27 protein-coding genes and 1 pseudogene are annotated in these 26,545 nt (G+C 68.5%); 11 read left to right on the top strand and 17 right to left on the bottom strand.

Annotated elements, in window-relative coordinates; translation table 11 throughout:
- Positions 1 to 40: 40 nt before the first annotated feature.
- From ING98_17460 to ING98_17440, 5 genes are all read right to left on the bottom strand, one after another.
- Entirely contained in the window at positions 41 to 1,678 is a 1,638-nt protein-coding gene (locus tag ING98_17460; GenBank protein MCA3103658.1) for a GMC family oxidoreductase N-terminal domain-containing protein, read from the bottom strand.
- Between the two features lie 12 nt (positions 1,679 to 1,690).
- Positions 1,691 to 2,647, bottom strand: a complete 957-nt coding sequence (locus ING98_17455; GenBank protein ID MCA3103657.1) for a tripartite tricarboxylate transporter substrate binding protein — start codon at positions 2,645 to 2,647, stop codon at positions 1,691 to 1,693.
- Entirely contained in the window at positions 2,647 to 3,612 is a 966-nt protein-coding gene (locus ING98_17450) for a TauD/TfdA family dioxygenase (GenBank protein MCA3103656.1), read from the bottom strand. The genes ING98_17455 and ING98_17450 overlap by 1 nt, the downstream gene beginning before the upstream one ends.
- Before the next feature lie 49 nt (positions 3,613 to 3,661).
- Positions 3,662 to 4,462, bottom strand: coding sequence for an SDR family oxidoreductase (locus tag ING98_17445; protein MCA3103655.1), 801 nt, complete (start codon positions 4,460 to 4,462; stop codon positions 3,662 to 3,664).
- A 513-nt stretch (positions 4,463 to 4,975) separates the two neighbouring features.
- Complete coding sequence (locus ING98_17440; GenBank protein ID MCA3103654.1) at positions 4,976 to 6,007, bottom strand: tripartite tricarboxylate transporter substrate binding protein; 1,032 nt, start codon at positions 6,005 to 6,007, stop codon at positions 4,976 to 4,978.
- 444 nt (positions 6,008 to 6,451) lie between these two features.
- Here ING98_17440 and ING98_17435 point away from each other — a divergent pair, with 444 nt between their 5' ends.
- From ING98_17435 to ING98_17420, 4 genes are read left to right on the top strand one after another with little or no spacing between them, the layout of a single operon-like run.
- Entirely contained in the window at positions 6,452 to 7,609 is a 1,158-nt protein-coding gene (locus ING98_17435) for an ABC transporter permease (protein ID MCA3103653.1), read from the top strand.
- Entirely contained in the window at positions 7,606 to 8,400 is a 795-nt protein-coding gene (locus tag ING98_17430) for an ATP-binding cassette domain-containing protein (GenBank protein ID MCA3103652.1), read from the top strand. The genes ING98_17435 and ING98_17430 overlap by 4 nt, the downstream gene beginning before the upstream one ends.
- A 21-nt stretch (positions 8,401 to 8,421) precedes the next feature.
- Positions 8,422 to 9,369 (top strand): MCE family protein, encoded by a 948-nt coding sequence (locus ING98_17425; GenBank protein MCA3103651.1) that lies wholly within the window; start codon positions 8,422 to 8,424, stop codon positions 9,367 to 9,369.
- 58 nt (positions 9,370 to 9,427) lie between these two features.
- Positions 9,428 to 10,072 carry a membrane integrity-associated transporter subunit PqiC gene (locus tag ING98_17420; protein MCA3103650.1) on the top strand — a complete coding sequence of 215 codons (645 nt, stop codon included), beginning with the start codon at positions 9,428 to 9,430 and terminating at the stop codon, positions 10,070 to 10,072.
- Here ING98_17420 and ING98_17415 read toward each other — a convergent pair.
- The 3 genes from ING98_17415 to ING98_17405 all read right to left on the bottom strand — a co-directional run bounded on the left by ING98_17415 (position 10,069) and on the right by ING98_17405 (position 13,029).
- Positions 10,069 to 10,566 carry a GDYXXLXY domain-containing protein gene (locus tag ING98_17415; GenBank protein MCA3103649.1) on the bottom strand — a complete coding sequence of 166 codons (498 nt, stop codon included), beginning with the start codon at positions 10,564 to 10,566 and terminating at the stop codon, positions 10,069 to 10,071. The two genes, ING98_17420 and ING98_17415, sit on opposite strands and share 4 nt — an antisense overlap.
- Positions 10,563 to 11,702 carry a DUF2157 domain-containing protein gene (locus ING98_17410; GenBank protein MCA3103648.1) on the bottom strand — a complete coding sequence of 380 codons (1,140 nt, stop codon included), beginning with the start codon at positions 11,700 to 11,702 and terminating at the stop codon, positions 10,563 to 10,565. The genes ING98_17415 and ING98_17410 overlap by 4 nt, the downstream gene beginning before the upstream one ends.
- A gap of 511 nt (positions 11,703 to 12,213) precedes the next feature.
- Positions 12,214 to 13,029, bottom strand: coding sequence for a phosphodiesterase (locus tag ING98_17405; protein MCA3103647.1), 816 nt, complete (start codon positions 13,027 to 13,029; stop codon positions 12,214 to 12,216).
- Between the two features lie 131 nt (positions 13,030 to 13,160).
- On the opposite strand from ING98_17405, the gene ING98_17400 reads away from it, so the two are divergent.
- The 3 genes from ING98_17400 to ING98_17390 all read left to right on the top strand — a co-directional run bounded on the left by ING98_17400 (position 13,161) and on the right by ING98_17390 (position 16,710).
- Entirely contained in the window at positions 13,161 to 14,156 is a 996-nt protein-coding gene (locus ING98_17400; GenBank protein ID MCA3103646.1) for a tripartite tricarboxylate transporter substrate binding protein, read from the top strand.
- A gap of 14 nt (positions 14,157 to 14,170) precedes the next feature.
- Positions 14,171 to 15,718 carry a choline-sulfatase gene (gene betC / locus ING98_17395; protein ID MCA3103645.1) on the top strand — a complete coding sequence of 516 codons (1,548 nt, stop codon included), beginning with the start codon at positions 14,171 to 14,173 and terminating at the stop codon, positions 15,716 to 15,718.
- Positions 15,719 to 15,966: 248 nt separating this feature from the next.
- Positions 15,967 to 16,710, top strand: a complete 744-nt coding sequence (locus ING98_17390) for a hypothetical protein (protein MCA3103644.1) — start codon at positions 15,967 to 15,969, stop codon at positions 16,708 to 16,710.
- Here ING98_17390 and ING98_17385 read toward each other — a convergent pair.
- The 3 genes from ING98_17385 to ING98_17375 form a co-directional block, all read right to left on the bottom strand.
- Positions 16,695 to 17,087 carry a hypothetical protein gene (locus ING98_17385; protein ID MCA3103643.1) on the bottom strand — a complete coding sequence of 131 codons (393 nt, stop codon included), beginning with the start codon at positions 17,085 to 17,087 and terminating at the stop codon, positions 16,695 to 16,697. The genes ING98_17390 and ING98_17385 overlap by 16 nt on opposite strands.
- Positions 17,088 to 17,503: 416 nt before the next feature.
- Positions 17,504 to 17,713 (bottom strand): hypothetical protein, encoded by a 210-nt coding sequence (locus tag ING98_17380; GenBank protein ID MCA3103642.1) that lies wholly within the window; start codon positions 17,711 to 17,713, stop codon positions 17,504 to 17,506.
- A gap of 1,050 nt (positions 17,714 to 18,763) precedes the next feature.
- On the bottom strand, positions 18,764 to 19,357 hold the full coding sequence (locus ING98_17375; GenBank protein MCA3103641.1) for a hypothetical protein: 594 nt from the start codon (positions 19,355 to 19,357) through the stop codon (positions 18,764 to 18,766).
- 267 nt (positions 19,358 to 19,624) lie between these two features.
- Between ING98_17375 and ING98_17370 the strand changes: the two genes are divergently transcribed.
- Complete coding sequence (locus ING98_17370) at positions 19,625 to 20,113, top strand: GFA family protein (protein ID MCA3103640.1); 489 nt, start codon at positions 19,625 to 19,627, stop codon at positions 20,111 to 20,113.
- A gap of 112 nt (positions 20,114 to 20,225) precedes the next feature.
- On the opposite strand, the pseudogene ING98_17365 reads toward ING98_17370, so the two are convergent.
- The 5 genes and pseudogenes from ING98_17365 to ING98_17345 form a co-directional block, all read right to left on the bottom strand.
- Positions 20,226 to 20,483 (bottom strand): annotated as a pseudogene (locus ING98_17365) (type II toxin-antitoxin system YhaV family toxin).
- 70 nt (positions 20,484 to 20,553) lie between these two features.
- Complete coding sequence (locus ING98_17360; GenBank protein MCA3103639.1) at positions 20,554 to 20,910, bottom strand: META domain-containing protein; 357 nt, start codon at positions 20,908 to 20,910, stop codon at positions 20,554 to 20,556.
- 204 nt (positions 20,911 to 21,114) lie between these two features.
- Positions 21,115 to 21,618 (bottom strand): LrgB family protein, encoded by a 504-nt coding sequence (locus ING98_17355; GenBank protein MCA3103638.1) that lies wholly within the window; start codon positions 21,616 to 21,618, stop codon positions 21,115 to 21,117.
- Positions 21,591 to 21,953, bottom strand: a complete 363-nt coding sequence (locus ING98_17350) for a CidA/LrgA family protein (GenBank protein ID MCA3103637.1) — start codon at positions 21,951 to 21,953, stop codon at positions 21,591 to 21,593. The genes ING98_17355 and ING98_17350 overlap by 28 nt, the downstream gene beginning before the upstream one ends.
- Positions 21,950 to 22,183, bottom strand: coding sequence for a formate/nitrite transporter family protein (locus ING98_17345; GenBank protein ID MCA3103636.1), 234 nt, complete (start codon positions 22,181 to 22,183; stop codon positions 21,950 to 21,952). The genes ING98_17350 and ING98_17345 overlap by 4 nt, the downstream gene beginning before the upstream one ends.
- A gap of 414 nt (positions 22,184 to 22,597) precedes the next feature.
- On the opposite strand from ING98_17345, the gene ING98_17340 reads away from it, so the two are divergent.
- From ING98_17340 to ING98_17330, 3 genes are all read left to right on the top strand, one after another.
- Positions 22,598 to 23,434, top strand: a complete 837-nt coding sequence (locus ING98_17340) for a hypothetical protein (protein MCA3103635.1) — start codon at positions 22,598 to 22,600, stop codon at positions 23,432 to 23,434.
- Entirely contained in the window at positions 23,434 to 24,441 is a 1,008-nt protein-coding gene (locus tag ING98_17335; protein MCA3103634.1) for a tripartite tricarboxylate transporter substrate binding protein, read from the top strand. Before ING98_17340 ends, ING98_17335 begins: the two co-directional genes overlap by 1 nt.
- Before the next feature lie 337 nt (positions 24,442 to 24,778).
- Positions 24,779 to 25,192, top strand: coding sequence for a GNAT family N-acetyltransferase (locus tag ING98_17330; GenBank protein MCA3103633.1), 414 nt, complete (start codon positions 24,779 to 24,781; stop codon positions 25,190 to 25,192).
- A gap of 21 nt (positions 25,193 to 25,213) precedes the next feature.
- Here the strand turns inward: ING98_17330 and ING98_17325 are convergent, their stop codons facing one another.
- Positions 25,214 to 25,828: a hypothetical protein gene (locus ING98_17325; GenBank protein MCA3103632.1), complete on the bottom strand. Its 615-nt coding sequence runs from the start codon at positions 25,826 to 25,828 to the stop codon at positions 25,214 to 25,216.
- Positions 25,829 to 26,545 lie beyond the last annotated feature (717 nt).

Raw genomic sequence — 26,545 nt, 5'->3', positions numbered from 1 at the left:
ATCACTCCCTCGATAGGTCCTGCATGTGGATGCTGCGCCCTCAGCCAGCGGCCGCCAGCACGAGGTCCGCGCCCTTCTCGCCGATGGCGATCGCGGGGATGTTGGTGTTCGACGACGGGATGGTCGGGCAGATGCCAGAGTCGATGACGCGCAGGCGATCCACCCCACGCACGCGCAGCTGCGGGTCGACCACCGCCGCGTCGTCGACGCCCATCTTCGTCGTGCCGACCATGTGCCAGCTCGTCTGGATCGTGCCGCGCATGTACTCTAGCAGGCCCTGATCATCGTCGACCTCCGGTCCCGGCCGCGTCTCGCGCACGATCATCGACCCGAGCGCGGGCATCTGCGCGACCTTGCGGGCGATGCGCATGCCGGCGAGGAACATCATCGCGTCGCTCTCGTTCGACAGGTACTTCGGATCCATGCTCGCCTGCTTCAGCGGATCCGGCGACTGCAGGTGCACCGTCCCGGTCGAGCGTGGCTGCAGCACGGTGACGCCGAAGGTGAAGCCCGGGAACGGATCGAGACCGTAGCGGGCGGTCCGCGCATAACGGTCCTTCCCCGACAGCGGCAGCAGTCGCAGCACCATGTCGGGCCGCTTCGCATCCGGCATCACCCGGTAGTTCATCTGTGCGCTGGCCGAGCAGATCGTCAGCAGCCCTTCCCGCTTCAGGATGAAGCGCAGGCCTTCGCGCATCTTCCGGATCGGGTTACGCAGCACGTCGTTGATCGTGATCGGCTGGCTGCACTCGAAGGTCATGCGCGAGTTCGGATGGTCACGCAGGTTTTCGCCGACGCCCGGCAGCGCGTGCACCAGCGGGATGCCGAAGCGCTGCAGGAGGTCCGGGTTGCCGATGCCGGACAGTTCAAGCAGGTGCGGCGAAGCCAGCGGTCCGGCCGACAGGACCACCTCCCGGCGCGCCTTCACGGCGCGGATCTGGTCGCCCTGACGGTACTCCACGCCGGTGGCGACCTTGCCATCCATCAGCACGCGCGTCGCAACCGCCTCGGTGAGCACGGTGAGGTTCGGCCGGCGGATCGCCGGGCGCAGGTAACCCGCCGCGGAACTGTTGCGCAGGCCCTTGCGGGTCGAGTACTGCAGGTAGAACGCGCCTTCATAGCTGCCGTCATTGTAGTCGGGCAGGTACGGATAGCCTGCTTCGGTGCAGGCACCGACGAACGCATCGGCCAGCGCATCGAAGCGGTCGAGCCGGGTGCAGTGGATCGGGCCTCCCCGTCCGCGCACCGCCGGGTCACCCTCGGGGAAGTCCTCCAGCCGCTTGAAGATCGGCAGCAGGTCTTCGTAGCCCCAGCCCGTACAATCCATCCGGTCGCGCCAGGCATCGTACTCGGCCGGATCCCCGCGCACGAACAGGTTGCCGTTGATCGAACTCGATCCGCCGATCACGCGCCCGCGCGACCACTTCTGCGGCTTGCCGTTCAGGTGCACCTGCGGCTCGGTCTCGTAGGGCCAGGTCCAGCGCGTGCTGTTGAGCACGTTGGCCACCATCAGCGGCACCTGGATGTTGATGTTGTTGTCACGGCCGCCGGCTTCGATCAGCAGCACCTGGTGCCGCCCGTCGGCGCTCAGGCGGTTGGCGACCGCGCAGCCCGAAGAGCCCGATCCGACGATCACATAATCGAACGCGGCATCCTGCGGGATAGTCGATACGTACATGGCTTGCTCCGTCTACTCAGGCTTGATGCCGGCCGCCTTCACCACGCGCTCCCAGCGCGGGATCTCCTCGCGGATGAAGCGGGCGAATTCGTCGGGGGCGTTGCCGACCGGCTCGAAGCCCTGCCGGACCATGCTCTCTCGCACCGCGGGCACCTGCATCGCGGCGACGATCTCCTTCGACAGCACGTCAACCACCGGCTTCGGCACACCCGAGGGCAGCAGCAACCCATACCAGGAGGCCGCGTAGTAGCCGGGCAGGCCGGCCTCGGCCAGCGTCGGCACGTTGGGCAGCGCCGGGTTGCGGTTCGAGATCGACACGCCGATCGCGCGCATCTTGCCGGCGTTGATCATCGGCAGTGCGGTCGGTATCGAAGTGAACAGCGTCGCGACCTCGCCCGACACCAGTCCGACCACCGACGGTGCGCCACCCTTGTACGGGATGTGCACCATGCGCACGACAGCCTGGGACAGCATCAGTTCCATCGCCAGGTGGGTGATGTTGCCGATGCCGCCGGAACCGAACGACAGTTCGCCCGGCTTGGACTTCGCCAGCGCGATCAGCCCCTTCAGATCCTTCACCGGCAGGCTGGGATGCACGACCAGCACCGAAGGCCCTAGCGCCACCAGGCTCAGCGGAATGAAGTCCTTGCGGATGTCGAACGGCGGCTTCGCAGACAGGCTCGGGATGGCGATGGTCGAATTGGCCATCAGCATCGTGTGGCCGTCGGCCGGCGCGCGCGCGACGATGTCCCCGGCGAGGTTCCCGGCGGCGCCGGGCCGGTTGTCGACGATGAAGTTGCTGCCGAAGCTCTCGGTGAGCTTCTGGGCGATCGAGCGTGCCGCGATGTCGGTGCCGCCGCCGGCACCGAAGCCGACGACGATGCGCACCGGTTTCGACGGGAAGGGCTGCGCGAGGGCAGGCGACGCCACGAGGGATAACGCGGCCAAGGCCGTTGCGATGGCGCGCATCACGCGACAGCCGTCTGTGCGTACCGCGCATGCGCTGGCAGCGCGAGCGCGTCGGCCGCCTCGCAAGGCCGGTGTCCCTCCACCTGAGCCGCATACAGCACACGCCGGCTGTCGGACTGGAACGCGTCGCGCCTGTGCAGCGTCGCGCGGTTGTCCCACACGACCACGTCGCCGACCGCCCATTCATGCACATAGGTGAACTTCGGCTGCACCGTGTGCGCCCACAGTTCATCCAGCAGCGCCTCGGAGTCCTCCAGCGACAGTCCGTTCACGTAGGCACCGTGGCGGCGGCCGAGGAAGATCATGTTACGGCCGGTCTCCGGATGCGTCGAGATCACCGGATGGCTGGGCCCCGGCACCTCGCGGATGTCCATGTCGAGCGAGGCACCCGGCCGGACCTGCATCGCGGTGTCGACGATGTTGGCCTGCTTGATGGTCATGCCGCTCAAGCGGCGCTTCATCGCGTCCGGCAGCGTGTCGTAGGCCGCGTAGCAGTTGGTGAAGTAGGTGAGGCCGCCTGCGGGCGGTATCTCGACGGCGAGCAGCATGCGCGCGGCGGTCGGCGCTTCCTTGAACGAGAAGTCGGAATGCCAGACCACCTCGCCATCGCCGAGGATACCGACCGACTTGCCATTCTCCTTGACGTTGGTGACGACTGTCACCTCCGGCGGCAGGTTGAACACCTTGTTCGCGGTGCGCTCTTCGAGGCCGCGCTTGTGCAGCGCCGACGAGGTCACCGGCGTGCCGAAGCGGCGTACCAGCGTGACTAAGTCCTCTGCGGCGAAACGCTGGCCGCGGAACACGAGCAGCAGGTTCTCCAGCCAGATGTCGTGCAGCCGGTCGAACATCGCATCGTCGATCTTCGTGAGGTCGACGCCGCGCACTTCGGCACCCAGTGCGGCACGGGCCAGTACGACTTCGATCGGGCCGGGCTTCTGGGCGCCGGCGGCAGTTACAGGGGTCATCGCATGCTCTCCTCGCTGGGCCATGCAGGGCATGGCACGGTGCCGCAGGTCAGTCGCCCGCATACACCTTCAGGTAACTCGACCGCCCGCCATCGGCGGCGATGGTAGTGCCGGTCAGCATCCGCGATTCGTCGGAGGCCAGGAACACGGCGATCGGCGCGATGTCGTCCGGCTCGCCCTTCGAAAATGGGTACAGCTTCTGGAACGTCGCCCGCTCGCGCGCCGCCGGCGAAGCGGGATCGAGGCCGCCGCCCTCGTAGCGGCCGATCGCCCGCTCGGTGCGCACCGAGCCGGGCGCGATCGCGTTGGCGCGGATGCCATGGGCCACGTACTGCGCGGCCAGCGTCTTCGTGAACGAGATGATGCCGCCCTTGGTCGCGGCATAGGCCGGCTTCACCGAGCCGACCAGCCCGAGATGCGAGGTGACGTTGATGATCGATCCGCTGCCAGCCTTCATCATGTGCGGGATGCCGTGGCGGCACATCAGGAACGGATGCAGCAGGTTCAGCGCCATCGTACGGTGCCAGACATCAAGGTCCATCTCGTGCACCGGACGGTCATCCTGCGACGAGCCGCCAGCGCAGTTGAACAGTACGTCGATGCGGCCGAATTCACTCGCAGTCGCCGCGATCGCATCGCGCACGCTGTCATCCTGCGTCACGTCGGTGTGCACGAACAGCGCACGGCCGCCCTCCTCGACGATCTGGCGCGCCGCGGCTTCACCCAGCGCCCGGTCGATCTCGAACAGCGCGACGCCCGCGCCTTCGCGCGCACAGGCACGCGCGGTCGCCTTCGCGATGCCGGCACCGGCACCGGTGAGGCAGACCACCTTTCCTTCCAGCCTTGCCACTGCGCCTCTCCTCGTCTGCCGCGGCCCGTCTGCCAATCAACCGGGCCGCTGGCATGCATCGACTGTAGCCGTTGCAGCGCCGGCGCTCAAGATGCGGTCTGGCATGCACCATGCCGGCAGGGAATACTGACCGTGTCCGTTTGTCCCGCCGGATAGGCGAGGTGCGCGATGATCGCATCGCTGCAATCGCGCGGTACGACTTGCTCGAGAAAGACCCGTGTGGTCCACCGACATCCAAGCCTGCGCTACGCCGGCTTCGCGCTGTGCCGCGATCGCCAGATTCGCCGTCAGGGGGAGCCGTCAGGGGGCGTCAGGGGGTCTTGAGTTTTGCATCGACGCGAAACTCAAGCGAGGTCGGGTGTTCATCGCGTCGACGCAAAACTCAAGACCTGACCCCAATTCCTCACAATTCCTCAATTCCAAAGACCCAATTCCAATTCCGCGTTCCGCAAGCTCCAGCACGATCACCTTCTCGCCGATGGTGCACCAGACGCAGGCGGCGCAAATGCCGGTTCAGTCGATCCGCGCACCGGTGGCCTTGACCACCTTCGCCCACTTCGGGATCTCGCGCGCGATGTGCTTCGCGAAGGCCTCGGGCGAGCCACCGGCCACGGTGGCCCCCAGTTTCGCGAGCCGCGCGCGAAGCTCGGCACTTGCGAGCGCCTTGTTGGCCGCTGCATTGATCCGGTCGACCACCTCGCGCGGCGTGCCTGCCGGCCCGAGAAGCCCGTACCAGATGTCGGCCTGGTACCCGGGCAACGTCTCGGCGATGGTCGGCACCTGCGGGGCGGCGGGCGAGCGTGCCGCCGAGGTGATACCCAGCGCGCGAAAGCGGCCGGACTCGATGAACGGCAGCGACGGCAGCAGACCGTCGACCATCAGCGAAACCTCGCCGCCGAGCAGCGCCGTCCGCCCGGGCGTCGAACCCTTGTACGGCACGTGCTGGATGTCGATGCCCGCCATCGTGGCGAACAGCGCGGCATTCAGGTGGGGCGTCGAGCCCGACCCGGACGAGGAATAGAAGAGTTCCCCGGGGCGCTTCTTCGCCAGCGCGATCAGGTCCTTCAGCGTCTTCACCGGTAGCGCCGCCGGCACTACCAGCACCGAGGTGGTGTCGGCTACCTGCACGATGGCGGTGAAGTCGCGCTCGACGTTGAAGGGCAGCTTCGGATAGAGGGCGGGATTGATGGCCACGGGACCCACGCCCCCCATGACCAGCGTGTAACCGTCGGCGGCCGCCTTGGCCACCACCTCCATGCCAAGGATGCCGTTGGCACCCGCCCGGTTCTCCACCGTGATCGGCACGCCCAGCAAGGGTTCCATCGCCTGCGCGACATCGCGCGCGAGGGTGTCGCCGGTGCCCCCCGCAGCCAGCGGAACGATCAGCCTCAGCGGGCGTGCCGGCCACGGCTGGGCGGCAAGCGTGCCGGCGGCCAGCACGAGTATCACGGCGACGGCCCCGCGCAGGGCAGGCAGCGGGGTTGCCGCACGGCGGGTGACCGGCACCGCGCGCGGAGCGGTCGGCGGGGTGAGCGGACGGGGCATGGAAGGTTCCTCGCGGTCGCGGTGCCCGAGGATGCTCTGGATGCGCGGCCCCGGCAAGTTGAAGTCTCTTCAACCGACAGGCGAATTGGGGTCAAGTCTTGCCTGTTGCTTCCAACCAGAGTCCGACGATCACTGTGCGACTCGCTGGGCTACCTCTGATGCATGTCCAGGGTGACGCGGGGCAGGTTACTGCGGGACCCGCGGTTGGGCCGTCATCGCGCCGATGCAAAACTCAAGACTTGACCCCAATTCCATTCAAGACTTGACCCCAATTCCACCAATTCCACATTGCCGCAAGCGGATCGGCAACCAGCGCCGCACGCGCCGTCACTGCGTCACGAACGGCAGCTGGGGATCACCACCCAGGCTGTTCTCTGTCGATCCGGACAGCCAAGCGGCCCGCGGGTGGCATGATCGCGGGGTCGAAAGAACGGAAAGGCGGCGATGGTGTCGGGCAGCAGTCAGGTCGAGCAGGGGCACGGAGCTGCCGCCTGGCGAGTAGAGGCACCGGACACGGGGCAGCCGGTCGCGGTGCGCCTGAGCGGGCGATGGCACCTCCAGGCGCTGGCGGCGCGCCAGAAGGAAATCGCGGCGGATCTCGACGGTCTGGTCGCGCGCCACCCGCAGGCCGGCTGGGACCTGCGCGAACTGGCGCGGCTCGACAGCCTGGGCGCGGTGCTGCTGTGGCGCGCCTGGGGGCGGCGTCTGCCGGCCCGGATCGATCTGCGACCCGAGCAGCGCGCGCTGTTCGCGCGGCTCACGGCGGCTGCAGCGACGCGCGGCGAGACCGCCACGACGCCGGAAGACCGGGCCGCCTCGGAGGAGTCTCAGGCCCGGCAGGTGCTGTCCCACGCGGTCGATCTGGTCGCCTTGACCGGCCAGTGCATGCTCGATCTCGCGCGCGTGGCCGTCCGGCCGTCGCGCCTGCCCTGGCGCGACCTGTCCGCAGCGGTGTTCCGCACTGGCGCGCAGGCGCTGCCGATCACCGCGCTGGTCGGCTTTCTCGTCGGCGTCGTGTTCTGCTACCTGTCCGGCAGGCAGTTGCAGCAATTCGGTGCCGACGTGTTCATCGTCAACCTGCTGGGCATCACGGTCGTGCGCGAGCTGGGTCCGATGCTCGCGGCGATCCTGGTGGCCGGGCGTTCTGGCTCGGCGATCACGGCGCAGATCGGCGTGATGCGGCTCAATCAGGAACTGGACGCGATGACGGTGCTGGGCATCGCGCACGGCCTGCGGCTCGTGCTGCCGCGCGTGCTGGCGCTCGCGATCGTGGTCCCGCTGCTGGTGGCCTGGACGAGCGTGGCGACACTGGCCGGGGGCGTGCTCGCCGCCCAGGTCGAACTCGGGCTGTCCGCCGGGCAGTTCATCGAGCGGCTGCGAGTGACGTTGCCGCTCCTCAATGTCGGCATCGGGCTGCTGAAGGGCGTGGTGTTCGGCGTGCTCGTGGCCATCGTGGCCTGCCACTTCGGCCTGCGCACCCGGCCCGACACCGCAAGCCTCGGGCGCAGTGTCACCGCATCGGTGGTCATCTCGATCACCGTGGTGATCCTCGCCGACGCGGTGTTCGCGGTCGCCTTCTCCGGCATGGGGCTGCGGCGATGAACGGTCCGGCGGAGATCGTGCTGGAAGTCGCGCAGCTCGAGACGCGCTTCGGCAGCCAGACGGTGCATCGTGACCTCTCGCTGCAGGTACACCGGGGCGAGGTGCTGGCGGTGGTGGGGGGCTCGGGCAGCGGCAAGACCACCCTGCTGCGCCAGTTGCTGGGGCTGGAGCGCCCGGCAGCCGGACGGATCGCGGTGTTCGGAACCGAACTCGCGACGGCCGGGCCAGACGCGCTGGCGGCGGTGCGTGCGCGCTGGGGCGTGCTGTTCCAGCAGGGCGGGCTGTTCTCGGCGCTCGGTGCGCTGGACAACGTCGCGCTGCCGCTGCGCGAACTGCGCTGCCTCGACGACGCGCTGGTGCGCGACGTGGCCGCGCTCAAGCTGTCGATGGTCGGCATCGGGCCGGAACACCATGGCAAGCGTCCATCCCAGCTGTCAGGTGGCATGGCGCGCCGGGTGGGGCTTGCCCGCGCGATCGCCCTCGACCCCGAACTGCTGTTCCTCGACGAACCCACCGCAGGGCTCGATCCGGTGCTGGCCCGCAGCTTCGTCGGGCTATTGCGCGAACTGGCCGCCGAACTGGCCCCCACCGTGGTGATCATCACGCACGACCGCGAGACGGTCGAGGCACTGGCCGATCGCGTGGCGGTACTCGCGCATGGGCGCATTGCAGCCATCGGCCCGGTGGCCGAGGTGGCGGCCCTGGACGATCCGGCGGTCGCCGCGTTCTTCGCCGCGAGCCCGCCGTCGGTCGCCCCCGGAGACACCGCTGCGGCGCGCGCGGCCGACTGACAAACCCGTCACAATACGAAGATGGAAGATCGTTCACACGCGCTGCTCGCCGGCCTGTTCGTGCTCCTGCTCAGCGTGGCGGTGGCGGTGGCGTATTTCTGGCTGCGCGACACCGACGAGCCGCGCGATCGCTACCTGCTGGTGACCACCGGTTCGGTGAGCGGGCTGGGTTCCCAGGCACCGGTACGGCTGCGTGGCGTGCAGATCGGGCGGGTTGAGTCGGTCCGCTTCGACCCCGAGAACCCCCGCCAGATCCTGGTGTCGATCCGCGTCGACCGCGGCGCCCCGATCACCCGTGAAACCCGCGCCCGGCTCGGCTTCCAGGGCGTGACCGGCATCGCGCACGTGAGCCTCAGCGACGGCGGTAGTGCCGCCGAGCGGCTGGTGCCCGACCCCGCGAATCCGCCGCGCATCCCGATGGACCCGTCGCTGCTCGACCAGTTGCGCGCCAGCGGACCGGAACTGATCGCCGACCTCGAGGAGGTGGCCGCTCGCGTGTCGCGGCTGCTCTCCGACGACAACCTCGCTCGCGTGAGCGCGACGCTGCTCTCCGCGCAGCGCGCCGGCGAGCGGCTGGCGGCGCTCGCCGAGCGCGCCGGGCCGGTGGTCGACGCTTCGGGCAGCCTGGTGCGCGAGGCGGGAGGTTCGCTGCGCCGCGTCGAGCAGCTCGCAGGGGAACTCACCACGCTCACGCGCGAGGCGGGCGCGCGGCTGAACGACGTAGAACGCGCGCTGCGCGCAGCCGAGCGTATGGGCGAGGGCGGGCGCGCGGCCAGCGACACCCTGCTCAACGTCGCCTGGCCGCAGATGTCGTCGTTCATGGATGAACTCGCACGCAACGCGCGCGCGATCGAGCGGGCCGTCGTCGATCTGCAGTCACAGCCGCACAGCCTGCTGTTCGGGCGGAGCCCCGCCGCGCCCGGGCCCGGGGAGATCGGGTACGTGACCCCACCATGGCCACCCCGGTGAGCGCCGTGCAGGCCGCAGCGACAAGCGCCCACCCGTCCCCTCAGACGAGGTGCACACGATGAATCACCCGTTCTCCCCGTCGGGCGCCACGCGCCGGCGTCTCGTTGTAGCCAGCGCGTGGCTGCCGCTGGTCGGCTGCACACTGGTGCCGGAACGTCCGGTGGCGCCAGCGCGCCACGACTTCGGTCCGGCAGCCCCCCTGCCTGCCACGGCCGCGATGCTGCCCGCGCCGGTGGCCATCGGTACCGTGGCTGCGCCCGACTGGCTGGATGGCCACGCGCTCGCCTACCGCCTGCTGTGGGAGACCCCGGGTCGCCTGCGGACCTACGCCGGCACCGGCTGGGCGGCGGCCCCGTCGGCGCTGCTCGCCGAGCGGCTGCGCGAGCGGGCGGCAGCCCGAGGCGGCTCGGCGCGCGTGCACGCGGTCGAGGGGGCTGCGCCGGTGGCCATGCTGCGCGTGGACCTCACCGAGTTCGCGCAGTGGTTCGACGCGCCGGACCAGGCCCGCGCGGTGGTCCGCGTTCGCGCGAGCCTGCTCTCTGCGCTCACGCGTGCGCCGATCGCCCAGCGAGCCTTCTCCAGTGAACGGCCCTGCGCCACGCCCGATGCCCCTGGCGCGGTGAGTGCGCTGATCGTCGCCTCCCAGCAGGTGGTCGACGACCTGCTCGACTGGGCGGCCCACGCGCTCGCTCAGCGGGGCTAGTCCCGAGGCACCGGCTCCGGACGCGGCATGAACTCGAGGGCAAGCGGGGTGATCTGGCCGTCGGCCCGCACGCGCATGCGCAGCACGCCCTGCAGCGACGGGTCCGCCAGCTGCCGCTCCAGGCCGGGGGCCTTGTCCTGGGGAATGTAGAGGCGACCGGTCGAGAGTCCACGACCCGGGCCCGGCTCGCGGACCGGCTGCGCGCAAGACCGGTCGGCCCGGGTGACCGCCTCGATCCGGGGCGGGGTACCGACGAGGCACAGCTCGCCGGAGCTGCCCGATGCGGCGCCCTCGGGCAGCCCGGGCCAGCGGTAGCGATAGACGATGTAGTGCCCGCGCAGCAGGTCGCGCGGATCGACACCGGCGACCGGGACCTCCCACTCGGTGCCTTGCTGAGCACGGCTGTGGGCAATGGCCCAGACGCCCCCCAGCCCGAGCAGCGGCAGCGCGAGCGTGGCGAGGCGAAGCAGCGTGCGATGACTCGGCCGGTTCATGCGCGGCGGTCCCCCGGAGGCTCGGGGCGGGCGGGCGCGAAGCGGTTGGCGATGCGCAACGCGCACCAGGCCACCGCGAGCACCAGCAGCCCGGCCAGGATCAGCCCCGCACCGCTGGTGAGCAGGTCGGAGGCCAGTTCGAAGCTCAGGACGACCAGGCGCAGCGCGATCAGCGCGACGGCCTGCTGGAAGGTCGCGCGCCAGCCGGCGCGCAACGCGGCGGCGGCGAGTCCTGCCCACAGCCCCATGAACAGGAGCGCGGCCATCGTCTGGCGGCCACTCAGCAGCCAGGCGAGCAAGGGCACGGCCGCGAGGCCGGCGAACACCTGCGCCTCGAGGCGCCCGAGGGTGTCGCGCGCGAACACGCGTACCAGGGCGGCTGCGGCGAGCAGCGTGAGCGCGGCAGTGACGGCTGCGGCGAGCTCGCCCTCGCGGTTGGAGGGCCCCTCGATGAACGCGCAGGCGACCGCGGCGGCGCTGGCGAGCGCAGCGGCGTAGGCGAGCGCGAGGTGATTGAGCGAGTGCCACAGGCCCGCGCGTCGGCTGCGACCCAGCGCCACCGCGGCGAGCCCGGCCACCAGCACTGGCATCGCGAAGGCAAGGCTCACCCGGGCCGCCATCAGCGTGGGATCGCCCGATGGCGAGCGCTCGGCGAAGGACAGGCTGGACAGGCCGTAGCTCCATCCGAACCCGGCGAGGGTCACGACGAGCAGCAGCGCGATCAGGTGGCCACGGCCGCGGGCGAGCAGCAGGGGGGCGAACAGCAGCAGCCATAGCCCCAGAGGCACGTGCAGTGGCGAACTCGTCTGGTAGACCTGGCCCAGGTGCCCGAAGAAGGTGAGCCCCAGCATGCCCAGCACGAACAGCAGCGCGTCGTGGTCCCGGCGCTGCAGGGCGACCGCGCACCCGGCGATGAGCGCGAAGTGGACCGCGAGCCGGGCGAGACCGGGGATCGCATCCCAGTTGGCGGCCACCACCGAGACCAGCCCGAGGCCGATCGCCAGCACGGCGACGGCAATGACGGCGCGCAGTCCGAGCGGTCGCGCGTGCCCGGCCTCCCAGTCGCGGATACGCGCGGCGGTGGCAGCGTCGAGCAGGCCGGCGTCTTCCCAGGCCTTGAGCTTGCGCAGGGACATGCGTGCAAGGATACCGCCCTGTCGCCGCGGGGTGTCGCGGGGTATCCCCGGTCACGTATCGCCGACCGCACCTGGGACCTGCCGACCCTGGTCACCCGCGTGCGGCCTCGCCGAGGCCCGCGGCAGCCCCGGACGCCACGTGTCACCGAGATCTCCGGACTTCGCCGACTCCATCCGGATCGATGATGCCGTCGCTGCCGATCCTGCGCCAGCGGCGCCCGGCCCACGTAGCGACACCGCCGCTCGAGCTTCGCGCGCTGGCCGGGCTTGGTCGACACGCCCGCGCGCAGCGAGAACCCGCCAGCCTGCGCCGCGCCGCTGCGCTTCTGCCTCGCCCTGCGCGGCCACCGTCTGCAGCGTGAACACCTTCTGCCCTGCACGCGGGCCCACCGCGATCCGCCAGTTGGTAAATTTGCCCCTGTGGATCGGGCTCGACGATCAGCAACAGCGTGTCATCGAGGCGGTGCACGAGATCCTGTCTGGATAAGCTGCGGCGAAAGACCGCAGGCGGTCAGTCGATCAGTCGCCCCGACTGGCGGAAGGGGTGGCGCGGCCCCCAGTCGCCGAGCACCGCAGTATGGGTCACCAGGCGCATGCCGTCCCACTGGTGCAGCTGGTAGCCCGGCGGCTCGAGCACGAAGTCATCGCGTGCGCCCGGGGTGAGATCAAGCGCGATCTGATGCGCCGGGCTCGGGCACACCGAGGCCACGGTGCCGCCGAAGCGCGCGTGGATCGAGCGGTGCAGGTGCCCGCAGAGCAATCGTTCGACCTGCGGATGGCGGGCGATCACGCACGCGAGTTCGTCCGCGCCGGCGAGTCCGATCAGGTCCATGTGCGCGATGCCGGTACGAAACGGCGGGTGGTGCATGAGCACCACGGTCGGTGCGTCCGCTCGCGCGGCGAGCGTGTGTTCGAGCCAGTCGAGCCGGCGGGCGCAGAGCTCTCCGCGGCCGTGCCCGGGCACCTGGGTATCGATCGCGACCAGCCGTACCGGATACTCGTCGATCGCGTATTGCACGAACTCGTCGTGCTGGCGCAGCCAGGGGTGGTCGGGGAACGCGCGTCGCAGCGCGTCTCGGCCGTCATGGTTGCCCGGCAGCAGGTAGAGCGGCATGTGCAGGGGCGCGAGCAGCTCGCGCAGCAGCGCGTACTCGTCGTCGCGGCCGTAGTCGACGAGGTCGCCGGTGGCGACGACCACGTCGGGGCGGGGCGCGAGCGCCGCGATCGCGGCCACGCAGGCCTCGAGCATGGCCGCAGTGTCCACCACGCCATAAGCGCGGCGGCGAGCGGCCTTGATGTGCAGATCGGTAATCTGGCAGATGAGCATGGTCTCTTCACATCGTCGACAGTGGCACGACCGGGTTCGCGGCTTTCCCCGCGGTTCATCGCACTGTAACCTGCAGGCGTGAGGCTACGGCGCTAGGCGCGAGTGGGCTTGACGGAAGATAAGGACTCAAGATGACAAATGCATGGAGCGATCGCCGACCGGCGCGGCGCGCACTGGCCGTGATGGTCGGTGCCGGCCTGGTGTGCGGTGCCGTCGGGGTCTCGGCGCAGGCCTGGCCGCAACGGCCGGTCCGAGTGGTAGTGCCATTCCCCGCGGGCGGCATCGTCGACATCATCGCGCGCGCGCTGGGCGAACCGATGGCGAAGTCGCTCGGCCAGCCGTGGGTGGTAGAGAATCTCACCGGGGCATCGGGCTCGATCGGCACCGACGCCGTGGCGCGCGCGGCAGCCGACGGGCATACGCTGCTGCTGGCGAGCCCTTCGCACACCACCAACCTCAGCCTGGTGAAGGCTCTGCCGTGGCATCCGCTGCGCAGCTTCTCCCCGGTGACGATGGTGGGCAGCATCCCCAACCTGATCCTGGCGCATCCGGTGCTTCCGGTGAAGTCGGTGCGCGAACTGGTCGCGCTCGCGAAGCGGCGCCCCGGCGATCTCAACTACGCATCGGCCGGGCCCGGGTCGGCGATCAACCTCGCCGGCGAGATGCTGCGCACGATGGCGGGCATCGATGTCGTCCACGTACCCTACCGCGGTCAGCCCGAGGCACTCGCCGCACTGCTCGCGGGCGAGGTGCAGTTCATGCCGCTCACCGTCGCGCTGGCTGAGGCCCCGGTACGTGCCGGGCGGGCAAGGGCGCTGGCGGTGACCTCGACGCGCAGGCTGCAGGAGTGGCCGGATCTGCCCACGGTCGCCGAGAGCGGCTATCCGGCCTACGAGGTGAGCACCTGGTTCGCCTTCCTTGCGCCGGCGGGTACGCCGACACCGGTAGTGGCCCGGCTCAACGACGAGTTGCGCGCGGCGCTGCGCCTGCCGCAGATCGAGAAGCGGCTGCTCGGACTGGGCATGCAGATCGAGACTGGCTCGCCGTCGGAGCTGGCCTCCTTCCTCGAGCGCGACGTCGAGCGCTGGGCTAAGGTGGTGCGCGCGGCCGGCATCTCGCCCCTCTGACCGGAGCGGAGGCGATGGCACCCAACATCCTGCTGATCATGGCCGACCAGCTGGCCGCGCCTGCGCTGCCTGCCTATGGTCACCGCGTGGTACGCGCGCCGAGCCTCGACGCGCTGGCTGCGCGCTCGGCGGTGTTCGAGGCTGCCTACTGCAACTTCCCGATCTGCGCGCCTTCGCGCTTCTCGATGCTCGCCGGGCGCCTGCCCTCTGCGATCGAGGCCTGGGACAACGCCTGCGAGTTCCCGGCGACAGTGCCCACGATGGCCCATTACCTGCGCGCCGCCGGCTATCGCACGATGCTGGTGGGGAAGATGCACTTCATCGGGCCCGACCCCCTGCACGGGTTCCACGAGCGGCTTACCACTGACATCTATCCGGCCGACTATGCGTGGACCCCCGACTGGTCGCGCAGCCCGAACGACAAGCCGACCGGGATCAGCATGCGCGGCATCGTCGAGGCCGGCCCCTGCGCGCGCAGCCTGCAGATCGACTACGACGAAGAGGTGGCCCACCAGTCGGTGCAGCGGCTGTGGGATCTCGCGCGCGCGCCGCGCGAGGCGCCCTTTTTCATGGTGGCCTCGTTCACCCACCCGCACTCGCCGTTCACCATCGGCCAGCGCTGGTGGGACCTGTACCGGCACGAGGACATCGACATGCCCTCGGTACCCGAGATCCCCTACGAGGCGCTGGACGGACACAGCCGCTGGCTCTACCACGCGCACGGACGCGACCTGCACCGCGTGACGCCGGAGCATGTGCGCCGTGCGCGGCACGCCTACTACGGGATGATCAGCTACGTCGACGACAAGGTCGGCCAGTTGCTCGCCGTCCTCGAGCAGTCGGGGCTCGACCGCGACACTGTGGTGGTGTTCACCGGCGACCACGGCGAGATGATGGGCGAGCGCGGCATGTGGTTCAAGCAGACCTTCTACGAGTGGTCGGCACGCGTGCCGCTGATGGTGTCGTGGCCGGGCGTGGTGGCCCCGCGCCGCTTGCGCGAAGTGGTCTCGCTGGTAGACCTGCTGCCCACGCTGCTGGGTATCGCCGACCCGACGGGCATCGTGAGCCCGGTCGATCCGCTCGATGGCCGTACGCTGCTGCCGCTGCTGCGCGGCGAGACGGCCGAGGGCGAGGGTCTTGCGATCTCGGAATACACTGCCGAGGGCGTGTGCGCCCCCGCGCGCATGGTGCGCCGGGGTCGCTGGAAGTATGTGTACACCGAAGGCCTGCCGCCGATGCTGTTCGACCTCGAGGACGATCCCCGCGAGTTGCACGACCGCGCAGGTGAGGCTTCGCTGCGAGCGATCGAGGGCATGCTGCACCGGCGGCTGCTCGAGGGCTGGGATCCGCAGGACATCGCACGGCGCGTGGCCGATAGCCAGCGCCGTCGCCTCTTCCTCAAGGCGGTGTGCGAGGCCGAGGACTACCCGGCGTGGACCTGGACGCCGCCGGTCGACGCACGCCGCCAGTACGTGCGCGCAGGCGGCAGCGTCGGTCCCACCAATGCGAAGGCGATGGCGCGCTTTCCGTTCGTGCCGCCCACGCCGCCGGACACGGTCTGAGCCGGGCCTGTCCGTTACAGCTACAGGCGAGCCCGGCGCCGGGTCTCAGTTCGGACGCTGCGGGTCGGCCGGCCTGCCGGGACCGGCGATCGAGCGCTGGTCATCGGCGATGGCGGTGGTGCTGGCCTCGCCCGAGATACGCGACCGCATGCAGGCGCAGGGGATGGATCCGTGGATCTCATGCCCCGCCCAGTTCGGCACGCTGCTAAACCCCGACCTCGCGTTGTACGGAAATCAAGTTAAAGAAAATGTCGAAGAAGGTCGGGATTGTCGGTCTCACCGTCATCGTCGGCCTTACTGGATGCGCTACTGCTTCCAAGGACATCGCATCCGTATCCGTGTCGCCGCTGCAATACCACGCCTACGACTGCCGCCAACTGGCGGCTGAATACACACGCATCAGTGTCCGGGTGCGACAGCTGGGTGGCCGACTTGATGAAGCGGCGTCGAATGACGCTGCGATCATGGGCGTCGGTCTCGTGGTGTTCTGGCCTGCGTTGCTCTTCCTCGGTGGGACGAGACAGCAGGAAGCCGAATACGCGCGCTTGAAAGGTGAGTACGACGCCGTTCAGCAGGCTGCCATCGAGCAGAAATGTCCATCCATGGTCGCACCCAAGCCGGTGGTGCCGCCCAAGGAGGCGACGGTGAACGAGGCCGGCGTGCGGGGTCAGCGACTGCTCGGAGACGCCATCGCCCAACACCTTCCCCCTACCCGTCAGACTTTTGTCTTCACGCGCGCCGGCAACGAGATGCGGTCGTTCTCTACTCGTGGCTCCGACTTTCGCGCAGTTGAACTCGACGGCACAGAGGTGACCGGCTCGACCAGGGTCGATCTAGGCAACGACGTCGTCTGCTTTACGGTGAATCCGATCGGCATTCGCATGCGTGCGCTTTCGATGTTCGACTGCTTCGAGATATGGGATGTCGGCAGCGGCGAGTTCGAGATCCGCCAGAAAGGCAGGTCCACGGGCATGGCCTATCGGATACAGTGATCGAAGGCCGGCGCGAATAAAACTTTCAAACGCCCCTGCGGCCGCGGCCTTGAGGACGCAAGCGTTGCGCCGACGCGCTGCACGAGCAGCCATGGCCCCTGGATCAAGCGGTCAACTCGGCCGGGCTGCACCAGATGACCCTCGAATCCCTCGTCCTCACCGGCGCCCAGATCGTCAAGCGCAACACGCCGCGCCCCGCAACGCGCACAGCTTTCGATCTCGATGCCGAATAACAACCCTGCAAGCAGGAAAAACGCGCAGTTTCGGTTCGAGAACCGTGCGAAAGTGTGCCTGGCCTCCCAGTCGCGGATCCGCGCGGCGGTGGCGGCGTCGAGCAGGCCGGCGTCTTCCCAGGCCTTGAGCTTGCGCAGGGACATGCGTGCAAGGATACCGCCCTGTCGCCGCGGAGTGTCTCAGGGTATCCCCGATCACGTATCGCCGACCGCACCTGGCCGAAGCGCCAGAGCCCTGCCCTGCTGGCCGCGCTGCGCGCCACCGAGGCCGAGGGCGACATGTGCCCCTATCTGATGGAGGATCTCGATCGGCCGTGGGAGGTGCGACGCCTGAACGCGAGCCAGTTGCTGGTGAGCACTCCGTGCTGGAGCGCAGCGCGACGGGCAGCGCCGGCATGTGCAGGGCGATCCAACCCGGCGGCACCTGGAACCTGCCGACCCTGGTCACCCGCGCGCAGCCTCGTTGAGGCCCGCGGCAGCCCCGGACGCCACGTGTCACCGAGATCTCCGGACTTCGCCGACTCCATCCGGATCGATGATGCCATCGCGCTGTCCTGCGGTCACCGTTTCGGGAAGTAGTGCATGCCGGGAAGTCCTTCGAAGTCCGCATCCTGCGTCCACAGCTCTGCGTTTGCACGCCGTGCAGTGGCGAACGCATCTGCGCGAGGCCCGTCGGCGAAGTATTCGAGCCATGCCGAGGAGTCGATCCCGGCAAGGAAGCCTCGGCGCTCCGGGATCAGTTCGATCCGGTCGCCGGCCTTGACCGCCATCCACGCACGAACCCGCTGTGGAATGACGACCTGGAACCTGTGAGACACCGTGACGGAATCCAGCGGGGCATGACGCTCGAAGCATCAATCAGAAGATCGTATATCTGGGAGGCTATCGATGCGAATCGTGCCTTCCTTATGTTCGCTGCTCCGTGCGCCAGCGGCCTCCCGGCAGCGCCACACTGTTGAGTCACACCGCTCATTTACCCGATGGCGAGCGCGTCGCATGCAGCGCCCGCTCTGGCTGTGCCGCGCCGCTATCCAGCCGACCGCGAGACTGCCTCGGCAATCGACATCGACGATCCCGGCGTCGCCGCGCGCAGGCGTGCGTCTTCAGTCACCAGCGGCGCCGAGAGTCGGCGCGCGCAAGCGACAAACCGCGCGTCGCAGGCCGAGACCTGGCGGTCGAGGGCCACGGCCAGCGCCTCTGCATGAGGGACTTCGACCCATGCCGAAACCTGCTGCGCTGCCGATTCGAGCAACGACTTCGCCTGCGCGGCCGAAAGCGTCGCACCGACGCGCTGCACGAGCAGCTATAGCCCCTGGATCAAGCGGTCAACTCGGCGGGGCTGCACCAGATGACTCTCGAATCCCTCGTCCTCACCGACGCCCAGATCGTCAAGCGCAACACGTCCCGCCCCGCGCCCACAGCACCTGCGCAGGGTGTTCGCTGCTCCGTGCGATAGCCTGCCGGCAGCGCTATGCCGCCGAGTCACACCGCTGATCTACCCGGTGGCGCACGAACCGCATGCAGCGCCCGCTCCGGCTGCGCCCTGCCCGATGCCCGATCCCGATACGCCAGGATGCGCGCAATCACCCCGGCTGGAAGTCCAGCGCACAGGCAGATCCCCAGCTTTCAATCTTCGAATTGGGCATCCGCAGGCTCTTGGGTCACACACGCATACATGGCGCTCTCATGCCGTCGTCAGTGGCAATCGTCCTCGAGTTGGTGGCGCAGAAACGAACTGTCGGCTTGCCCGACAGTGGAAGAGGCGACTACGCCATGCAGTCTGAAGCACCTCGACGCGCTGCTGGTGCGAGGCGGCAGCGTCATTCCAGTGACCCGGCAAAGTCGATGATGGCCTTGTAGTCAGGGGGCAGCACGGTGAACTTGATGCCCTCTTCGACCAGCACACTGCGCAGGTCCTTGTCCACCTGCCGGGCCTGTGCCTCGTCCTGATAGCGACCACTGCGGATGTAGGGTTTGTCGAGATCCCGCTGAACGAGGACGTTCACGTTGTTGAACTGTTTGTACCAGGCAAGGATCTGCTGGCGGGTCTTGTCCACGTCGCACACGTTGTCGGCGTAGTGGGCATTGTAGTAGAGCAGCTGCGGCAGGGCGCCTTCGGTCACCAGAAACGCCACCTGGCCATCGAGCACTTCCAGCATGCCGTACTGGTGGAGGGCAATGCCGTACTGGTTACGAAGGGCGTCGGTATCCCGTTGCCACACCAGCATCTTGCCCACGTCGGGTACCGTTTCGACCGTTTTGTGCCGCAGGTGCAGCTTGAGCACGATGGCCGACGAGTACAGCGACTTGTCACAGCCTGGTCCACCGATGATGTTGATGACCTGCGTGGGATAACGCCGCAATTTGGGCTTCGACAAGGTGGTGGGTGCGTAGCCAGCGATGGTAGTTGTCATCGGCAGAGTCTCCTTGTGCAGCAACGCAGCTGTCTTGGGCTGCCAGAAGATCACACTGCATGGCAGTCATCTTGTCCCGCAGTGCCCGGACCTGTTCCGGCCCGTAGCTGCTGGTGCCGAACCAGGGGAAGTGGATGGGAAGGTGGATCGCTCCAGTGGCGGGCCAACCACCCGCTGCAATGGATCAGGTGCAACGTCCGGAACACCTCGACGCGAATAGTACGTTCAAACGCCCCTCCGAATCGCTCGTTCACCCCGGGGCCCTCGATGCCGAGGCAAGACTGCGCAGGACAGCACCGATTCGCTATCCTGCGCATTCCATTCCCCGAGGAGACTGCCGTGCCCGAGAACGAGTTCCTGGGCGGCTGCCTGTGCGGCACCGTGCGCTATCGCATCGTTGGAGAACCGCGCCGGTTCTATCACTGCCACTGCCGCCGCTGCCGCAAGGCCACCGGCACCGGCCATGCGACCAACATGTTCCTGCAGCCAGCGCGGCTCGAATGGATGTCCGGTGAAGCCAGCGTGCGCGCCTACAAGGTGCCCGAGGCAGCGCGTTTCACCAACACGTTCTGCAGCGAGTGCGGCGGACGCCTGCCGCGCCAGAACGGTGATGCGGTCGGCGTGCCAGCGGGGTCGCTCGACACCGAGCCGTCGCTCGCGCCCCAGGCCCGCATCTGGGTGGGTTCGGCAACCCGCTGGTCGTGCCAGGGCGACGCGCTGCCGGTGTTCGAGGAACAGATGATCCAGGCAACCTGAGGCGCGAGATCGCCTGCTGTGCGGGGCTGATCAGATTGGGGATGCGCTGTTCCCGACGGCTCAACACCCGTGCTGCGGTTTGGATTGAGCGCATCTCGTCCAGATCGCCAGCCGGATGACCGCTTTCGAGCATCTTCCGGAAGACCCGGTATGCATCGTCGCTGCTCTCGCAAGCGCGCCGCGTTTCCTCGTCGTTGACCCACGCGAACACGATCACCTTGCTGGACGCGTCGCAGCGAAAGAACAGCCGGTACTTCTGGAAGAACTTCGCACGGAACCAGTGCTTGTGATGTTCACCGAGCGCTCCACCGTGCCGGTACGCTTGCCGCGCCGGGTCATTCTGCTTCAGGCCCTCGACCCGTTCGGCCAGCGCCTCGACCGGCCACCGGCCTGCTGCTGCGACATCGGCGCAGGCGGCACGGCGGTCGGCGAGAACCGGGTCAGGGCTGCGGCCGACGCTCGAACAGCGCCTGTTCGCCGCCGGCGCGCAGCAGCAGCCCGCGCCCGCCGTCGGGCAGGCTAACCTCCATCGCCTCGGCGCCGCCACCGAGCAGCAGGCCGAGCGTTCGGCTGGTCGCGGCCTCGGGCTCGGACAGGCAGGCCATGCGCGTGGAGGCAGTCCTCGTGGTGAGCCGGCCGGCCTCCAGCGTGTAGCGGCCTGCCAGCCGGTTGCAGCCATCCGATCCGTGGAGTTCGCCGCGGGCCGACGTGAAGACCAGTTCGGCGCGGGTACCGGGGACAGCGACCCCGCCGGTCTCGCGCAGTCTCCATGCGCCGTCCAGGCGCGCGGGATCCATCGCGCGCGGGACAGGCGCACCGTTCGTTCCGGCCGACTCGAGCGCGCAGCGCGCAGCCCGCCGCCACCGCGCAGACCAGCACGCTCATTGCACGCCAGCTTTCCCGGCGGCTCGATGCCTTCCACGACCATCTCATCACAGGTTCCTCGATCGGCCACCGCCGCACGCCTGGCCTCGCGCGTAGAGTCCACCTTTGGACACAGGCTACACCAGCCAGGGGATCACCAGCGCCCCGGCGATGCCGTGCAGTCCCATCCCCAGGCTGGCGAAGGCGCCGGCTTCGGGACTGACGGAGAAGGCCCGGGACGTGCCGATCCCGTGCGCGGCCACGCCCACGGCCAGCCCGCGCTGCCACCAGGGCACGACGCGCAGCGCATCGAGAACATAGCGCGCGAGGATCGCGCCAAGAATGCCGGTGCACACCGAGTAGACCGCGGTAAGCGTCGGCGAGGCTCCGATCGTCTCCGCTACCCCCATCGCGATCGGCGCGGTCACCGACTTCGCGTAGAAGGGCGCGACCAGTTCCGGGGGCAACCCGGCGAATGTGGCGAGCCCGACGCTGCTCGCGATCGACACCGCCCCGCCGCAGGCGAGCGCGAGCAGCGCGGGCACCAGCGACAGCAGGGGGGTGCCGGTCAGGTAGACCCAGATCTCGCGCAGTTCCACCAGCGGCGCGCCGATCACGGCGAGGGCCGGCTCGCTCGCGATCGAGGACCGCGAACCGCGCGCAGCACCAGCGCCGCGGCGGCCATGGCCAGCACGACGCTGATCGCGAGAATCGCGCCGACGATGAGCCCGTGCTCGCGCAGTTCCGGCAGGAACATCACCACGCCCACGGCCGCGGGCACGAACAGCAGGCCGAGATGGGTGCAGAAGCCGGAGGCGACGAGATCGAGGTCCGGGTCGACCCGGCCGCGCAGGTGCAGCGCGGCCAGCAGCAGGCACAGCCCGACCACCGGGCCGGGTAACGGCAGCGACAGCGCCCGCGCGATCACCTCGCCCAGACCCTGGAAGACGAGCAGCGTGACCAGTCCGCGGATCACGCCGGCTGCCCGCGGCGGTGGACGAGGTGGTAGACGAGCGCCACCAGCACGCTACCGCCGACGAGGTTGCCGGCAATTACCACGACCAGTTGCCGCACGAATGCGGTGACCGGTGGCACGATCGCCACCGACGTGTCGGTCACCGAGCGCCCGGCCGCGGCCATCCACACCGCGAGGCAGACCAGTACGTTGCACAGGATCGCGCGCCAGAAGGCCTCCCGCAGCGGCATCCACGAAGAGTACTTTCAAACGCCCCTGCGGCCGCGGCCTCGAGGACGCAAGCGTCGCGCCGACGCGCTGCACGAGCAGCTATGGCCGCTGAATCAAGCGGTCAACTCGGCCGGGCTGCACTAGATGACCCTCGAATCCATCGTCCTCACCGGCGCCCCGATCGTCAAGCGCAACACGCCCCGCGTCCACAGCACCTGCGCAGGGTGTTCGCTGCTCCGTGCGATAGCCTCCCGGCAGCGCCAAACCGTTGAGTCACACCGCTGATTTACCCAGTGGCGCTCGAGCTGATCTGATTCGGGAACATCGTCAAGTTCCACCTAGGCGTCGGGTGGACAGCGCAGCGCGAGGATGCCTAGAATGCACGGGCATCCGGGAAGCCTCGGCAGCCGGTACCTTCGCAGGGAGCATATCCAATGCAGGTCGTTCCGATCGAGACGCGGGAACTCACCACTAGTGCCACGCAGCTTCGCCAGGGCGTGATCAAGGCGTACCGGCTGATCGAGGGCGAACCCGGCCTCGGCAACTTCGCGCTGCGACTGGTCAACATCGCCGGCGACTTCCTGTCTCCGCGCCACCGGCACAACTTCGACCAGTTCCGGATGCAGCTCGAAGGCACCTACGACTACGGTCCGGACGGCAAGTTCACGCCTGGCTCGGTCGGCTACTTCCCGGAAGGCGTCTACTACGGCCCGCAGACCTCCAGCGGCGACACCTGGAACCTGCTGCTGCAGTTCGCGGGTGCGAGCCGCTCCGGCTACACCTCGGAAGCGGAGGGCAACCGCGCGGCCGACGAACTGAAGACGCGCGGTACGTTCGAGAAGGGCGTCTACACCACCTACCGTGACGATGGCAAGAAGGTGAACAAGGACGCCTACGAGGCGGTCTGGGAGCATGTGCACGGCCGCAAACTCGAGTATCCGCAGCCGCGCTACGAGAAGCCGGTGTTTCTTCGCGCGGACCGCTTCGACTGGCAGCCGGCACCAGGCCTTGCCGGTGTCGCGCACAAGCCGCTCGGCGCATTCACCGAATGCGAGGCCTCGGCCGCCCTGTACCGCGTCGACCCCGGCGCCTCACTGCCGCTGTCGGGCCGTGCGCTGTACTTCGTGCTGCGCGGCAGCGGTTCGGTCGGTGACAGCCCGGTCGTACGCCATACGTCCTGCTACCTGCTGGCCGGCGAGGCCGCTGCGCTCAAGGCGTCCGAGGAACTCGAACTGGTTCGGCTCGGGCTGCCGAAGATCGAAGGCGCTTGATGCACGGCGGTCGCCGAGACGCGTTCTCCAGGCTCGCGCTGGCTGCTGGCAGCCTGGCCGGCCTGCCAGTGCTTGCCCACGCGCAGGCACCGGGCGCGGCGTTCCCTTCGCGGCCGATTCGCCTGGTGTCGTCGGGCGTGGCGGGCGGGCTGACCGACAGCGTCGCACGCATCGCGGCGGAGCGGATGACGACCAGCCCGGGCATGCGCGGGCAGCCGGTGATCGTAGACAACCGGCCGGGGGCCGGCGGCATCATCAGCATGATGGTGGTGGCGAAGAGCACGCCGGACGGCTACTCGATCAAGATCGCGGACATCGGTTCCACGTCCATCATCCCTGCGCTGCATCGCAAGCCGCCATACATAACGCTGCGCGACTTCGAGCCGGTGACGCTGATAGGTACCACGCCGCTATTCCTGGCGGTCAGCGCTTCGCTCGGCGTATCGACCTTCCCCGAACTGGTGGCGCTGGCGAAAGCGAAGCCCGGCGCACTGTCCTATGGATCGTCCGGCGTGGGTAGCATCCACCACCTGGCTACCGAGACGATGAAGCAGCAACTGGGCGTCGACCTGGTGCATGTCGCGTACAAGGGCAGCAGCCAATCGACGCCAGCGCTGCTCAACGGCGAGATCCAGGTGCTGTTCAGCACCATCGCACAGGTGGCGGGGCATGTCGCCGCGGGCAGGGTCCGACTGGTCGCGGTGGCCAGCCCGGAGCGCTCGCACCAGGCACGCGCGGTGCCGACGCTGGCCGAGCTCGGCTACAAGGAGCTCACGTTCGTGCCGTCGGTCGGCGCGCTGGCGCCGGTGGGCACGCCTGCGCCGATCGTGCGCGCGCTCGCCGACGAGATGCGCAAGGCGCTCACGCATCCGGATTCGCTGCAGCGCTACGAGCGGATCGGCATCGACGTGGTCGCATCGACGCCAGAGGCCTATGCCGCGACCCTGAAATCGGACGTGGTCTCCTATTTACGGGCCGTGAAGGCGTCGGGTGCCTCGGTCGATTGACATGACCCTCAGGATGGCGGACGAAGGATCGCGATGACACCCCCGAATGGCCGACCGGAGGTTCAACTCGAACGATGGCGTGTCTGGCTGGGGAGGACGCTCCTGATCCCCAGGATCGCCGCGTAGGGTGCATTCATCTTCATCCTGTTTCGCGTTTGGATGGCCGGCCAGATCACCACTGTCTCGAAGGGCTGGCAGTCCGCGAGGAGTTTCTACACGTTCCGCCGGCATCTACGCGCTGCCGATCCTCCTCGCGCCAGCAGCGTCCTCGGCGGAGGAAATCAGCGCTGCAACCGCCCAGGTTCCGCCGCACGAATAGGTCCGGAGAAAGAGACAGATGAGCGACGTCCGCATATCCAACGACCAGGCCGAACTCGACGTCGAGGTCATCCATCGATTCCTGTCGGAGGAATCGCACTGGGCGCGCGGCATATCCCTTGACCTGGTCCGCAGGAGCATCGCGCATTCGATCAACTTCGGACTGTTCATTGGTGACGCGCAGGTCGGCTACGCAAGGGTCGTGACCGACTACGCCGGCTTTGCATGGCTGCAGGACGTGTTCGTGCTCAAGTCCCATCGAGGTCGAGGCCTGAGCCGCACCCTCGTCGCCGCCGTCGTAGCACACCCGGCATTGCGGGACGTACGGCGCTTCATGCTGGTCAGCAGCACGGCACGCGGGCTGTACGAGAAGTTCGGGTTCACGGCTCCCGCAAGGCCGGAGATCATCATGGAGCGTACCGTACCCACATGACCGGAAGGGCAGCGGCCTTCTTCATCGGCTAGACTCGCCGGGCAGCGACGGTTCGGCGAAGATCGGTCCGAGCAGATGCGCGGCAAACGGGGGAGGTCGCATGGGGGATGGATGCATCATCGAGCCATCAGTGCAGGCGACCGCAGGGCCTGCCCTCCGGGCAGGCGAATGGCTGGCGTTCATCGCATTCGATGAACTGCCTTCGTCCGCGGTGGATGCTGTCCGGTCATCGCTGATCGACTGGTTCGCCTGCGCCATCGCCGGACTCGGCGAACCGGTCACGCACCTGGTCTCGGAGCGGATGCTGCGATACGCCGCTCCAGGCCCGGCCGGCACCATCATGCCGAACCACGAGCTCGCCTCAAAGTCGGGGTAGGTCTCGGCGAGGGTAGCCATGTCTGGCAGGGCTGCCACCCGCTTCGCGCTGTTCGAGGCGAACAGTACCTTCAAACGCCCCTGCCAGCCCTCACGCGCTGCTGCCTGCGGCTGGCCAGCCTCGCGCCGATGCGCCGCAGGCCACCATCGGCCCTGGATCGGCTGGCCACCCCGGCCCGCAACGCGCACAACTTTCGATCTCGATGCCGAACACCCGCTCGCCTTCGAGACTCGGAAAACGATTGTCTGGCCTGGCTGCAACTCTCCCGATGGAACCTACGCTGGACTTTGCTTCGCGCTGCTGTCCGCATGTACTCGGCGGCAAAGACGCAGCGCCAGGTCGAATCGCCCAGCAAGAAAGCGGGGGGTGCGTGCGATGACGTGTTCATCGGCCGCGCGCAACCGCTGCCGCCTGCGCGCCTCGCAGGCGGGCGTGCCGATGAAATCGAGCACATCGGGCTGCTCCAGGAGGAGATCGTGACCGGACGGTTCGGCACCGTATCTTCGAACCCGACCTGCAGCAGGATACCGGACTCGACCCCCTGCAGCGACCCAAGGGTGTTCGGATAGACCAGCTGGATGAACGGCCATAGGAATGTCCGATCGACGTCCGCGCGTCGCTTGGAGCTGGTTCGACAGATGATCGAGCGGAGCTGTTCAGTCAACCAAGCCGCTGGCGCGCGCGGCGACCGGTCCCCGCGCCGGGCTGATGCCGCCGGTGCTGGTGCTGGGCACCAGCAAGCGCATTGCCCGCGGGTCTGGCACGTCGGTCGCTCGCGGCGTCCCCGCAGCCGTCGCGGCCAGTTGCCGAACCGCATTCCCGTATACTAGGAATAGTGGCATGAGAATTGCTAAAGTTCTCCAATTCGATCGACCCTGCGCAGGAGACGTCATGGTGACTGGTTGCTCCCTCGAAGTCTGGCGGTCTAGCCGGCGGACGATCGCGAAGCTTACGGTCGCTCTAGCGCTGGCGGCGTC

The sequence above is a fragment of the Rhodocyclaceae bacterium genome (assembly GCA_020248265.1).
Lineage (GTDB): Bacteria > Pseudomonadota > Gammaproteobacteria > Burkholderiales > CAIKXV01 > CAIKXV01.
Note: the sequence above shows the minus strand (reverse complement) of the source record. Positions and strands in the feature narration are given on the sequence as shown.